A 13,203-nucleotide genomic window follows, 5' to 3' on the forward strand; every position below is an offset into this window, starting at 1 on the left:
TGCTTGAGTGTTCGGTATGTTACTTTCGTAAGTACTTCCACTTTCGTGTGCTCAGGCTGCGTTTTAAGCGTGCAATTTTTTGTTCTAGGAAAGGTTTTTTTGGGGCAATGATTTCTGTTCCTGAATAGAATGGCCAAAAATCAAGTTTATGGTCTTGCATGCGTGCATGACAAGCTTGATCATATTCAGTAGGAAATACTTCTGTTGCTAATTGTCCTCCTGGGTGCAGATGTTTATTGACAAAAGTCATTTCCATTACATCAGGTACTTTGTAGCCATCAACGATGAACATGCTGGCGTAATTGTTAGCGTGAACATTCCAGCAATGAAAATGCTTGGTTATTTTTTTCATCACAGTAATTTTTTGTTCTAGTGATACTTGTGGATACATAGTGTTAATGCCAAGCCCTGATAAATCGTGAACTTCAATAGCGATTTGGTTGCATTGTAATAACGCAGTTTCAGGCATATTTAAGAAGGTTAGCCATTCTGCACCTTCAACATCCATTTTTAAAAAGATACGTTTATCTTGGTCGGAATTACGAGTGATATGTGACGTAAATGTGTCGCAATTATCAGTTTTTTCGTGGCTTATGCCTTCCTGAGTGAAACTAAACCCACGTTTTTGTGGTGGAGGGTCAATTGAAAAGTCATATTGGCGAACGTCCGCGCCATAATATTTATGAAAATGCTGATCGAAACTGTCGTTATCTTCAATACCATAAGAATATAAGACTGTCTCAGTTAAATTCTTGTCATCCATAATGACATAGCCGCCGTCACCTGCGCAGCCCATGCGAATTTTTTTAGCGTGGTCTACCTGTCTTGGTCGTAAGGTTTCTAATAATTCATTAATTTTCATGCGGTTGAAGATAGGCTGATAGTGGACTTGTGAAGTTGGTAGCTAAAGTGTGTGATAGTCTTGCATTATATCATTAGTACCTAGTGACTGATTTGCTTTATTGCTTGCTGGGTATATTAAATTTAGATGTAGGAGCTGGCCTTAAAATGACTCAATCAATCTTAAAATTATGTGCGCTGATAATATTATTAAATTTTTCAATCACGAATGCAGAAACATTATATGTGGGTGAAGGTGAAAAGTATGGGTCAATAGATGAAGTTCAATCTGTAGTGTCTGACGGCGATATTATTGAAATTGTTCCTGGAGTGTACCGCGACTGTGCTTATTTTGGATCAGATAATATTGTCGTGCGCCCAAAAGGATGGCCTAAGAAAAAAGAAAAAGTTCGTTTTCAAGATGTTGCTTGCGAAGGTAAAGCAATATTTGTGATAGCTGGTGATAATGCGTTGATTGAGGGAATAGAGTTTGTTAATGCGAGGGTGCCAGATAAAAATGGAGCAGGTATACGCTTTGAAGGTGCTAACCTTACTATAAATGATTCATATTTCTTGAATAATGAGATGGGTCTTCTGGCTAGTGAAAATAGAGACTCGGAAATAGTAATTCGTCGCAGCGTATTTGAATTAAATGGTAAAGAGCCACCTAGATGGGGGCATGGAGTTTATGATGATGGTGCTAAAATGTTACGTATCATTGATTCGTTGTTCATTAAACAAAAAACTGGCCACCATATTAAAACACGAGCCTATAATGCAGAAATTTTAGGTAATGAGATTTCAGATGGTATGGATGGTAATGCGAGTTATTCGGTAGATTTCGCTAATGGTGGCAATATATTAATTGAAAATAATATAATCCAGAAAGGTCCACTGAGTGATAATACAACTACTGCTATATGTATCGGATGTGAAGGTGGAAGGAATGAATCTCAAAGTATTATTGTAAGAAATAATGAGTTCACAAATAACACAGCTAAAAGAGTCGTGTTTTTGAGGAATTTAACTAGCACTAAAGAAGAATTGGAAAATAATGCATTTAAAGGAGGCAAGACCACTTTAGTTGAACATGATTATCCAGAGTAATGGCTAATTTAGTTTTTTTCTAGGCTGTAGTAATGCCATAAAAACAAACTGCCAGCACTGCGCCAAGGCGCCCAATGCTCAACTATCGAGCGTGCTACTTTAGGGGTGGGCCTTTGTTCTAATTGCTTTAAATTTTGCAGTGCGGCCTGCAGAGCAAGATCGTTAGCCGGAAAAATATCTTTTCTTCCGAGAGAAAACATTAAGTATATTTCTGCGCTCCATTCACCAAAGCCATGCAAGTCAGTGATTGCATTGATTGCATCCTCATCATTTAAAACATCAAGATTGTCGGGGTCGAAATGACCTTTTTTGATAGCTTTTGCTAATCCTTTGATGTAATCCACTTTACGTTCTGATAAGCCAGCTTTTCTCAGTGTGCTTTTACGTTTGGCGAGTACATTTGTTGGAGTGACTTCTCCTAATGTGTCTCTGACTCGCTGCATAATCGTGCTTGCCGCTTTTGTTGAAAGTTGCTGATTAGCTATGGTAATAACAAATGTTTCAAAACCAGCTGGCTGAACTCTTGGTTTTGGGTATCCATAGATTTTTAAAGCATGCTTGAGGTCGGGGTCATGTTTGGCGATGTTATCAAGTGCATTTTTAATTTGATTTTTATTCATGTCATTCAAATGAAAGATTATTTGATGTATTCGTGTCTAGTGATGTATGAATATTAAATTTCAAAAAATGTTTGGTAAGATAATATTTTTGTTATTGATGTTAGTTACTGTATCACTTCCGGTAATGTCGAAGCTGAATATCTTTAACATTGGAGCATTTTCAAATAGTGACATCTCTGGTTGGGATCAGAAATCATTTAATGGTGAAACATTATACGAAATTGAAAATCAAGAAGGGTTGCGTTTCTTGAGAGCTATCTCTGATATGTCTGCGTCGGCGTTTTATAAAAAAGTCAAAGTAGACCTGAATAATGTGCCATATCTGAATTGGTCTTGGAAAGTTGATAAGCCTTTAAAACGCTTAAATGAACAGACGAAAGCAGGTGATGATTATGCGGCTAGAGTATATGTCATTGCTAGGCAAGGTCTAGCTCCATGGAGGACCAAAGCATTAAATTATGTTTGGTCTAGTAATGCCGTAGTGGGAGAGGCATGGCCCAATGCGTTTACAGATAAAGCTATAATGATTCCACTACGCACAAGATCTGAAACTGGAGAGCAATGGAGAGCTGAAAAAGTTAATGTGAAAAAGGATTTTAAAAAATATTTCGGTTTAGAAATCGATGAGGTAGATGGAATTGCTATAATGACTGATACAGATAATTCGAAGTCAAGCATTACAGCAGCTTATGGTGATCTATTTTTCTCAGCAAACTAAATTGCATAATTTTAAAACTTAACCACTTTAAAGCTGTTCTTTAATATTTTGCAACTGTCCAAGGCTTTCTGAAGCAATTTCAGACATTTAGTGCTAGTCCCAGATTATTTATCAGTAACTACTTCCATCACAGAGGTTTCTGGATGATCAGGGTGAAAACGGACTACTACTTCGCTGCCACGCGGATGTCGTTCAATATACTTTGCTGCAATCTCTTTTGATGGGGTCCATGTTAATAATAGTGATGAATGAGTATATTTCTTGTCATATGCATGATACTGGTAAGAAAAGCGTGCTCTATATAGCCTTTTAGTCTTGCTAAATATGCTTTTTGAATCTTTATAGTCTAACTTGGATTCTGTGACTTCCCCTTTTACGGCTTTCCAGTAGTCGGTATCACTTGTAATATTTTCTGTTGCAGAGGATTCAGATAAATTCTTAGTTATATTCGAATAAATATAAATTGCAGCTACTACGAAGCTTGCAATAATTAGAGTAATGAAAATTGAAAAAGCAGTTATAGTTTCCAATGTTTGTTACTCTAGATTAGTTACATACTTTAAAACTTGTACTACTTCTTTGGGGGTTTTAGCCCATGCCATGGCAGCAGCGTCCACCTCTTTTAAAGGGTGAATGATATTTTCATCGTGTAGTGTTATGTAGGGCTTAGCTAAAGCAGCACAGTAACCAGCATCAAATGCGGCATTCCATTGTTTGTATTTATCGCCAAATCTGATAACCGCAATATCACACATTTCAATTAATGTTTTAGTACGAATGCCATTTACTTTTGAAGATTTATGGTCTCGCCAAAACCCTTCGCTGGATGGGTCAAGCATATCACCTGCAGCATCGCTGGCCTCATGGTCAGTGACAGCAGATGAGAAAGTCACTGGTAAACTGAGTGATGTTGATCCTTCCTTGATTTGATCTCGCCAATCAGTGTGAATTTCACCAGATAAATAAACCGTCCAGTTCATTATTTTTGTATCTCCATGATAGATATTAGAGCAATTATACTCGGGATTAATAATTTTGTGATATACGTTGATTTATATATTGGTGACATTCGTCGTATGTTCCTCTGAATACAATAGAATCTTTGCGTTTTTCTAGCTGCGAGGAATACATTGGATCGTAATATTCTTTGAGTAAAGGTTCTAACCAGCGTATATGATGAGAGGTATCAGCGTTAATCTTATGTTGTTTTAATGCGAATTGCAGATTGTTATCGAGCTGTTGCCACTTCTCCATTCCAAGTCTTTTGCGAATTCTTAGTAAACTGTCTTTCAGATATTTAGAAAATTCTTTGAAAGCCAGTTCGTGGTCATTAGTTACATCAATGAATTCCTGCTCCATATCAGTAACATATTCTTTAAGAAGTTGTTGCAGTCTCTGTTGAATAGGCGTTTCTATAACAACTAATGGAGAACTGCGCATTTTTGTATAAATGTTTTTGGGGATGTCTACACTACCAATAAAGCGGCTTTCATCTTCAAGGGTAAGAGTGCGGTGTCCTTCATGATCGGCTCTAAGTAAATCAATTGATATTTGGTTTTCAAAATTAATTTGGCTGTTTGGAGGTGATGCGTGGGCACCGAAACTAGAACCTCTATGATTGGCTGCCCCTTCTAGGTCAATGCCATTTTTTAGCTGTTTAATTAATTGAGTTTTTCTAGAACCAGTCAATCCACCAATCAAAGTGAAGTCAAATTCGCTATCAGCAAATTCTATTTGTTTCACTAAAAAACGTCTAAGCGCCTTATATCCGCCCTGAACTCTAGGAATTTCGATATCAGCTTCATGTAGCCATTGCTGAGAAATTTTTGAGCGTAGCCCGCCACGTAAGCAGTATAGATAGGTAGTATTGTGTTGTTTGGTAAATTCAATCCATTTATCGATACGTTGTTGCTTAGTGTTGCCACTGACCAACTCATGGCCAAGTTTAATTGCGTGCTGTTGTCCTTTCTGTTTGTAGCAAATGCCCACGCGACGTCGTTCTTCATCATCCAGAAGAGGTAGATTTGTTGCGTGTGGAAAAGCGCCCTGATTGAATTCAACAGGCGCGCGTACATCTAGTAAGCCAGGATTGCTGAGTAGTATTTTTCTGTATTCGCTTGTCTCTGGGAGTTGCATATTTTTATTTGTTAGGCACCTGATGATATCTCTATAGATTAAATTATACAGATGATTTTTATAAAATAAGTAGATGTTATATCTATTAGCTAATAAGGTAGTAGTTTGTTGCCCGATTAAATCTATCCATGATATGAAGTTTTTATTCTTGCTTGCTGTTATAACTGTTTGCTGCCCACAAAGCTATGCAGGTTCTGCAATAGATGCTTTGAACCAAATAGATGCGTCAGCGCTATTGGTTGTAGATGGTAATGGCAAGACGTTGTACTCCAAGCATGCCGAGCAAATGCTGGTTCCAGCATCGACCATTAAGGTGCTAACCGCGCTTATGGCGCTAGAGCATTGGGGTCGAAATCATAGGTTTGCAACAGAATTTTATTTTAACAGGAAAACAAATATTCTGAGTGTTAAGGGCTTGGGCGATCCTTTTTTGGTCTCTGAGGAGATTGATATAATTGTCGAGAAAATTAAAGAGCTGGGGATTCAGTCGCTAGAAGGCATTCAAGTAGACATAAGTTATTTTAGTGAAGGAATTAATAGTGATCATCAAGTGATATCAGGCAATCCTTATGATGCATTAGCTAGTGCTTTATCTGCCAATTTTAATACTATAGCAGTCAATGTTTCAGGTAATAGTGTCACGAGCGGTGAAATCCAAACACCTATTACTCACATGGCCAAGTCGCTTGCTAAAGGATTACCGAATGGTAAGCATCGGATCAATCTTGGTAAAGCACAGCGTGGGCCGCGCTATTTTGTGGAAGTCTTGACTGAGAAATTACGCCTCGCTGGAGTTCAGGTGAATCATACTCAAGCAATTGAGAGCGAAGCTCTGGAGTTGGCATTATTGTTCACTCATTACAATAGTCGCACGTTAGACCAAGTGGTTACCGCAATGCTTGAATATTCAAATAATTTTATAGCCAACCAGCTCTTCTTAATGCTCGGCGCCGAAAAATTTACTGCGCCTGCAACTCTGGATAAATCTAGAGAAATGCTTAAGGCATTTGTCGCTAAACAATTTAATTGGCAGCAATATGAAATCCATGACGGAGCTGGATTATCTAGGAAGAATCAATTGAGTGCACGTCAGCTTGCTGAGATAGCAAAACAATTTGCGACTTATCGAGATTTAATGCCTATCCAAAAACGTCAGATTTTAGCTAAATCTGGGACATTGAGCGGTGTGAGTTGCTATGTTGGATATGTGTTTCGAGGAGATACTTGGCTCACATTTGCTTTAATGATTAATCAACCGGTTGAATATCGATTTCGTGAGCGTCTGGCGGAAGAGTTGTTGACCCTAGAGTTTTGAAGTTTGCCATTTAGCAAAATTTTGTAAGTAATTGTTTTTTATATAAATATTTACAGATGAATGAGACGGCTGATGTATCATTGTAAATACACGGTAAATTAGCTGTAAAAGTCTTTAGTGTTAGTTCCTCACATGTAGTATTATCGCGCGGCCACAGGGAGCGGGCGTGCCCACCTTGATATCCAATTATTTACTATATTTTTAAAGATTACTGTTATGACTGATTTATCCAAATACCGAAACATCGGAATTTTCGCACACGTTGATGCTGGAAAGACAACCACCACTGAACGTATATTAAGTCTCACCGGAAAAATCCATAAAATTGGTGAGGTTCACGATGGTGAAGCGACTACTGACTTCATGGATCAAGAGCGTGAGCGTGGTATTACAATTCAGTCGGCTGCAACAAGCTGTGAATGGGCAGATCATAGATTAAATATTATTGATACTCCGGGACACGTTGACTTCACTATTGAAGTGTATCGCTCATTAAAAGTTTTAGATGGTGGCGTGGGTGTTTTCTGTGGCTCTGGTGGTGTTGAGCCTCAATCTGAAACAAACTGGCGATATGCTAACGAATCAGAAGTTGCGCGAATAATTTTCGTTAATAAGCTAGATCGTTTAGGTGCAGATTTCTATCGCGTCGTTAAGCAAGTGAAAGATGTGCTAGGTGCAAAACCTCTAGTTATGACATTGCCTATTGGTACTGAAGATGAATTTGTCGGCGTGGTTGATTTATTAACTCGCAAGGCCTGGGTATGGGACGGATCAGGTGATCCAATGAAATACGAAATCCAAGATGTCCCGGCAGATATGGCTGACGATGTTGAAACCTATCGCCAAGACTTAATTGAAACTGCGTTGGAGCAAGACGATGATGCGATGGAGAAATACTTGGATGGTGAAGAGCCAAGCGATGAAACTATTAAGGCATGTATTCGTAAAGGTACTATCAACTTAGATTTTTTCCCAACTTATTGTGGTTCTGCATTTAAAAATAAAGGTGTCCAATTAGTGCTTAATGCAGTGGTTGATTACCTACCTTCTCCAACAGAAGTTCCACCTCAGCCTGAAGTTGATTTGGAAGGTAATGAAACCGGTGAAGTTGCGACAGTAGATGTTGAGGGGCCATTGCGTGCACTAGCATTTAAAATTATGGATGACCGTTATGGTGCATTGACCTTTATTCGTATCTATTCGGGTAAATTGGCGAAAGGCACTACCGTCCTTAATACTTTCACGGGTAAAACTGAGCGAATTGGCCGTATTGTTGAAATGCATGCAGAGTCGCGAGAAGAATTAGATTCAGCATCAGCCGGTGATATCGTTGCCGTGTTAGGCATGAAGAATGTGCAAACAGGTCATACACTTTGTGACCCAAATAAACCTGCAACACTAGAGCCGATGGTGTTCCCTGATCCAGTTATTTCAATGGCAGTGGCACCTAAAGATAAGGCAGCCTCTGAAAAAATGGGTGTTGCTTTAGCAAAGATGATTGCAGAAGATCCATCATTCTTAGTGCAAACAGATGAAGAAAGCGGTGAGACCATTCTTAAAGGCATGGGTGAGTTGCATTTGGATATCAAGATTGACATCCTAAAGCGAACACATAATGTTGAAGTTGTTGTTGGTAAGCCACAGGTAGCCTACCGTGAAACAATCACTCAGCGCTTAGAAGACACTTATACGCATAAGAAGCAGTCGGGTGGCGCTGGTCAGTTTGGTAAAATTGATTACATAATCGAGCCTGCTGAAGTGGGAGCGGGTTGGCAGTTTGAGTCTAAAGTAACAGGTGGTAATGTACCGCGTGAATTTTGGCCGGCAGTAGAAAAAGGCTTCAAGATAATGATGGATGAAGGTGTATTAGCGGGTTATCCATGTGTGGATGTTCAGGTCACATTGATGGATGGAGCCTATCATCCGGTGGATTCATCGGCGATAGCATTCGAGTTAGCCGCAAAAGGTGGCTATCGACAATCTATGCCAAAAGCAAGTCCGCAATTAATGGAGCCAATCATGAAAGTTGATGTGTTTACACCTGAAGATCATGTCGGTGATGTTATTGGTGACTTGAATCGTCGTCGTGGCATGATTAAATCTCAAGAGCCAGGCGTTACTGGAACGCGCGTTAAAGGTGATGTCCCCTTAGCAGAGATGTTTGGTTACATAGGTGATTTAAGAACAATGACGTCAGGCCGCGGACAATTCTCTATGGAATTTTCACACTACAATGCATGTCCGGCCAATGTCGCAGAGCAAGTGATTAAAGAAGCTAAAGAGCGTAAAGAAAACAAGTAAATTTAGCTTTTTGTTCAAATCGAGTCCTGACCAGAAAGCCTGGTTGGGACTTTTTTATTTGTGAATTACTGTAGGCGCCGAAAAGCGTTTTTCTTCTTGCCAGAAAATGCTGTTGATTTGGCAGCTCTTGTCTTTGTTGTATAGCCAACCGAAGTATTGTCAATATTGGTTTTGTATTCGCCACAATTGTTAGGTGTTCTTTGAGGATGGTTTAGCCTTCTCAAGGTTATTGTGGTTTCGTCTCCTGCATCTCCAAGATATTCTAAAGCAGTGTTCTTCAGTAGAAACTTTTGATTTTCAATCCAATGTGCATAAGTCTTGCTGGATGTATTGGAGTAAGCGGTAGATTGATGTGGCTTCTTAGATTCGACACCGTCTTTGACATGCAGATCATTCATGGTTTTTTCCAGAAGAAGTTCATAGGCTTCTCCAACCATGTTGACAGGGTCGTGGGGGTTGTGATCTTTCATGGTTGCCTCCGGGATAAAAGTTAATTTAAATTGCCGGCAATACTCAACATTAACTACGTATATCTGCGAAGAAGCAAATAAAAAGTTGTTCTATACGAAATAAGTAGTTCTTATATTTGAATGCTATTTGTAAAAATGACTAATAACTCTCATCGTGTTAGGCGAGAATGGTTTAGAGTTCCACCTAGGCATCAGTGTAATGCCATATAAATAATAAAATATTGATTTCATGAGTATTGCTTTTGATTTCTGTGCAATGATTTGAAAGAAGGAGAGATGCCATGTCGGGTTCATTCCAATATGGGTTTAGATCGCGTTTTTACGGGTTATTTTCACAATTACCCTGGTCATTGTTTGTAACAGCTATTGTGCTCGTGCCAGTAGTTTATTTAGCCGAGCCCGCAACACGAGAGTTAATCATTCATATTGCCATCTACTGGACGTTGGTGATGAGTGTGGTGATGCTGTTTAAAGATTTATATACACAACGATATTTGTTTGAGTTCTCAATAAAACGCTGTGGTATTTCAGTTCAGAAAAATCCTAATACCATGGTTGAATATACATGGCAGCAAGTCAGGGCGATTCGTTCATTCCATAAAAAAGATAAATTTTCACGACGTACTTTAGACGGGAATGGGGTACTGCTTAAATTTGATGATGGCTTTGAATTGCCGGTATTTGAGCAAGTATCCAATTATGATGAATTTAATTCCATCTTAAAAAGAATTTCAACGTGATCAGTTATTAGCTGAACATATCTCTCGTAAGTATTTAATAATTTCATCGGACTCATACAGCCACATTAATTGTTGGCCCTGTTCGATGCGTAAACATGGAACTTGAAACTTTCCACCTTGATTGACTAAAGTTGTCATTTCATCCGCCTGTTTTTTAACGTCAACTCTAGCAATGTTTAACCCAAGTCGTTTAACTTCTCGGCGTACTTTGACGCAAAAAGGACAAGCGAGCATCTCATATATTTTCAAGCCGCTGGTTTTTTGATCAATGATGGTTTGTTGTTCTATGCTGCGTGCTGGCCCACTTGGCGAGGTCAACTTATCAATTCCAATTATTAGTGCCCCAATGGCTTTTCTCGCGAGTCGAATAGGCATATTAATTTATATTCTGTTTAACTGAAGTGAGTAGAAAATTTTTGACTGTTATATGAAATAATACATTCTAAAATTTAATAAGAATACTTATCTATCTGGGTGTGTTAGTGAGGCGTATATGACAAAAAAGTACCGTAAGGCAATCACGATTGCTTTAATGGCGATTATTCCATTATTTTTTGGATCAAAATTTTTCAAGTCTCTAGGTGTCTCATCTGAGGCTTTGGGCTCTTCTACAATCACAGAGTTGTACCAGAATCGACAATCTGGTGTGATGGTTAAATTCGAGGGCGTCATAGTCAAGATACTCTCTGATGATAATGATGGTAGTCGTCATCAACGTTTTATTGTGGAGTTAAGTGATCAACATACGGTATTGATTGCGCATAATATTGATGTGGCGCCACGCGTACCAATCAAAAAAAATAAATTTGTGACTATTTATGGTCAGTATGAGTGGAATGATAGAGGTGGTGTAGTCCACTGGACGCATCGGGATTCATACGGAAATCATGAAGAAGGCTGGATAGAGTTCCAAGGCGAAGTTTATCAATAATTGAATTGCTTGCTGAGAATTTAAATGTATTTATTACGATTGCAAGAAGTGTCACTAGAGTTTGGTGATGCACCAATATTAAAAGAAGCGAATTTCTCTGTTAATCCCAAAGAACGTGTTTGTTTGATAGGTCGTAATGGTGCTGGAAAGTCTTCTTTGTTGAAGTTAATTACTGGTGAATATGCGTCCGATCATGGTGAAATCCAAAAACGTCGTCATTTACGTATTAGTCAGTTAGAGCAAACCCTGCTGGCGACTTCTACCGAAACTGTGCGAGATGTAGTTAAGCAAGGCATGGCTGAGCAACAAGCCTTGTTAGATGAATATCATCGGCTCTCTAATTCTGAACTCAATAAAATAGAACTAAAACAGTTAGAAGATTTACAACATCAAATTGATTCCAGTGGTATTTGGAATATCGATCAACAAGTTGATACCGTAATTTCGCAATTAAGTTTACCAGGAGGGAGAAAGCTTAATGAGCTTTCTGGAGGTTGGCGAAGGCGTGTTGCGTTAGGCAAAGCATTAGTATCAGAGCCAGAATTGCTGTTGCTCGATGAACCAACTAACCATCTCGATATTAGCACTATAGAATGGTTAGAGCATAGAATTCGAGGTTATGGCGGCAGTGTAATTTTTATTACTCATGATCGAATATTTCTGCAGAAACTAGCGACTAGAATTGTCGAAATTGATCGCGGTAATTTGGTGAGTTGGCCAGGCAGCTATAATAATTATCTTAAGCTTAAAGAAAAAGCGCTAGAAGAAGAATCAATTCATAATGCTTTATTTGACAAAAAATTAGCCCAAGAAGAAGAGTGGATTCGTCAAGGAATAAAAGCAAGGAGAACGCGTAACGAAGGGCGTGTACGTTCATTAATGGCGATGCGTGAAGAGCGCGCTAAACGGGTGAAGTTGCAAGGTAAGGCTCGCATTGATATTGAACAGGGTGAACGTTCGGGGCGTAAAGTAGTCTCCGCGCGTAACTTGACGCATGGATATGAAGGTCAGACATTAATTGAAAAATTGAATCTGAAAATCATGCGCGGCGATAGGATTGGTTTGATTGGTAATAATGGTGTTGGTAAAAGCACCTTGCTTAAAATAATTTTGGGCATGATTCAGCCGGATGAAGGCTCTGTTAAGCTTGGTACCAATCTAGAGGTCGCTTACTTTGATCAGGTTTTACGTGATTTAGATTTGAATAAAACCATTGCGCAAAATGTCGGTGATGGTAAAGACTATATTGAGCTTAATGGTAAGCAGAGGCATGTGGTTGGGTATTTGAAGAACTTCCTATTTTCACCTAAGCGCGCGATGACGCCTGTAAGAGCTTTATCTGGTGGTGAAAAGAATCGTGTTGCATTAGCAAAGTTATTTATTCGTCCTGCGAATTTATTGGTGTTAGACGAGCCCACTAATGATTTGGATGTTGAAATGCTGGAAGTGCTAGAGCAACGCTTGGTCGAATACACAGGTACATTGCTTATAGTTAGTCACGACCGAGTTTTTCTTGATAATGTTGTCACAAGTGTTCTTGTGTTTGAAGATCAAGGTAGTGTGCAAGAATATGTGGGGGGCTACAATGACTGGGTCAAGCGTGGTAAATCGTTAACCGAAGCCGATGTGCCAGATGAATTGCGTAATGATAAGAAACAAAATAACCAAGTACAGTCTGACAATACTGCTGAGAAGAAAAAGCTAAGTTATAAACTACAGCGAGAGCTAGATGAATTGCCATCACTGATAGAAAATCTTGAGAACGATATCGATTTTTTACAAGAGCAAATTGCGCAACCATCTTTCTATGATCAAGACTTTCAAGAAACGCGTGATGTGCTGGATAGTTTATCAAGAAAGCAAAATGAACTCGATAAGGCTATGAATCGTTGGGTTGAATTAGAGCGGTAATATAAATAGCAGATAAAGCCGTCTAAAATGCTAATGCAAGGAGTATTTGTGCGTAAATAATTATTAATCAAGCCGATAACTTAGCAAGATACTAAGAATTATAATTTGCTAGTT

14 protein-coding genes are annotated in these 13,203 nt (G+C 38.9%); 7 read left to right on the plus strand and 7 right to left on the minus strand.

All coding sequences use genetic code 11. The annotated features are described in order from the left end of the window. Positions 1-19: 19 nt before the first annotated feature. Positions 20-862 (minus strand): FkbM family methyltransferase, encoded by an 843-nt coding sequence (locus tag R8G33_00100; GenBank protein MDW3094054.1) that lies wholly within the window; start codon positions 860-862, stop codon positions 20-22. Positions 863-1,008: 146 nt separating this feature from the next. Between R8G33_00100 and R8G33_00105 the strand changes: the two genes are divergently transcribed. Next, positions 1,009-1,947, plus strand: coding sequence for a hypothetical protein (locus R8G33_00105; protein ID MDW3094055.1), 939 nt, complete (start codon positions 1,009-1,011; stop codon positions 1,945-1,947). 8 nt (positions 1,948-1,955) lie between these two features. On the opposite strand, the gene R8G33_00110 is transcribed toward R8G33_00105, so the two are convergent. Then, positions 1,956-2,567 (minus strand): DNA-3-methyladenine glycosylase 2 family protein, encoded by a 612-nt coding sequence (locus tag R8G33_00110; GenBank protein MDW3094056.1) that lies wholly within the window; start codon positions 2,565-2,567, stop codon positions 1,956-1,958. 67 nt (positions 2,568-2,634) lie between these two features. On the opposite strand from R8G33_00110, the gene R8G33_00115 reads away from it, so the two are divergent. Then, on the plus strand, positions 2,635-3,285 hold the full coding sequence (locus tag R8G33_00115; GenBank protein ID MDW3094057.1) for a DUF3047 domain-containing protein: 651 nt from the start codon (positions 2,635-2,637) through the stop codon (positions 3,283-3,285). 104 nt (positions 3,286-3,389) lie between these two features. Here R8G33_00115 and R8G33_00120 read toward each other — a convergent pair whose 3' ends face one another. Genes R8G33_00120 through mnmH form a run of 3 tightly spaced genes read right to left on the minus strand, consistent with a single transcriptional unit; the run spans position 3,390 to position 5,421 of the window. Then, positions 3,390-3,815 (minus strand): DUF3592 domain-containing protein, encoded by a 426-nt coding sequence (locus tag R8G33_00120; GenBank protein ID MDW3094058.1) that lies wholly within the window; start codon positions 3,813-3,815, stop codon positions 3,390-3,392. A 6-nt stretch (positions 3,816-3,821) separates the two neighbouring features. Beyond that, positions 3,822-4,265 (minus strand): YtoQ family protein, encoded by a 444-nt coding sequence (locus tag R8G33_00125; GenBank protein MDW3094059.1) that lies wholly within the window; start codon positions 4,263-4,265, stop codon positions 3,822-3,824. 46 nt (positions 4,266-4,311) lie between these two features. Then, entirely contained in the window at positions 4,312-5,421 is a 1,110-nt protein-coding gene (mnmH, locus tag R8G33_00130; GenBank protein ID MDW3094060.1) for a tRNA 2-selenouridine(34) synthase MnmH, read from the minus strand. Positions 5,422-5,554: 133 nt separating this feature from the next. On the opposite strand from mnmH, the gene R8G33_00135 reads away from it, so the two are divergent. Together R8G33_00135 and fusA are read left to right on the plus strand one after the other, a co-directional pair. Further along, positions 5,555-6,736, plus strand: coding sequence for a D-alanyl-D-alanine carboxypeptidase (locus R8G33_00135; GenBank protein MDW3094061.1), 1,182 nt, complete (start codon positions 5,555-5,557; stop codon positions 6,734-6,736). Positions 6,737-6,952: 216 nt separating this feature from the next. After that, on the plus strand, positions 6,953-9,037 hold the full coding sequence (gene fusA / locus R8G33_00140) for an elongation factor G (protein ID MDW3094062.1): 2,085 nt from the start codon (positions 6,953-6,955) through the stop codon (positions 9,035-9,037). Positions 9,038-9,102: 65 nt separating this feature from the next. On the opposite strand, the gene R8G33_00145 is transcribed toward fusA, so the two are convergent. After that, entirely contained in the window at positions 9,103-9,435 is a 333-nt protein-coding gene (locus tag R8G33_00145; GenBank protein ID MDW3094063.1) for a hypothetical protein, read from the minus strand. A gap of 353 nt (positions 9,436-9,788) precedes the next feature. On the opposite strand from R8G33_00145, the gene R8G33_00150 reads away from it, so the two are divergent. Beyond that, the gene (locus tag R8G33_00150) at positions 9,789-10,247 is read left to right on the plus strand and encodes a hypothetical protein (GenBank protein ID MDW3094064.1); all 459 of its coding nucleotides are present in this window, start codon (positions 9,789-9,791) and stop codon (positions 10,245-10,247) included. On the opposite strand, the gene R8G33_00155 is transcribed toward R8G33_00150, so the two are convergent. Next, the gene (locus tag R8G33_00155; GenBank protein MDW3094065.1) at positions 10,248-10,622 is read right to left on the minus strand and encodes a glutathione S-transferase N-terminal domain-containing protein; all 375 of its coding nucleotides are present in this window, start codon (positions 10,620-10,622) and stop codon (positions 10,248-10,250) included. It abuts the gene before it with no gap. Positions 10,623-10,740: 118 nt separating this feature from the next. Between R8G33_00155 and R8G33_00160 the strand changes: the two genes are divergently transcribed. Both R8G33_00160 and R8G33_00165 read left to right on the plus strand, forming a co-directional pair. Continuing rightward, positions 10,741-11,178, plus strand: a complete 438-nt coding sequence (locus tag R8G33_00160; GenBank protein ID MDW3094066.1) for a DUF3465 domain-containing protein — start codon at positions 10,741-10,743, stop codon at positions 11,176-11,178. Positions 11,179-11,202: 24 nt separating this feature from the next. Continuing rightward, the gene (locus R8G33_00165; GenBank protein ID MDW3094067.1) at positions 11,203-13,089 is read left to right on the plus strand and encodes an ATP-binding cassette domain-containing protein; all 1,887 of its coding nucleotides are present in this window, start codon (positions 11,203-11,205) and stop codon (positions 13,087-13,089) included. Positions 13,090-13,203 lie beyond the last annotated feature (114 nt).

It is taken from the genome of Gammaproteobacteria bacterium (assembly GCA_033344735.1).
Lineage (GTDB): Bacteria > Pseudomonadota > Gammaproteobacteria > UBA4575 > UBA4575 > UBA1858.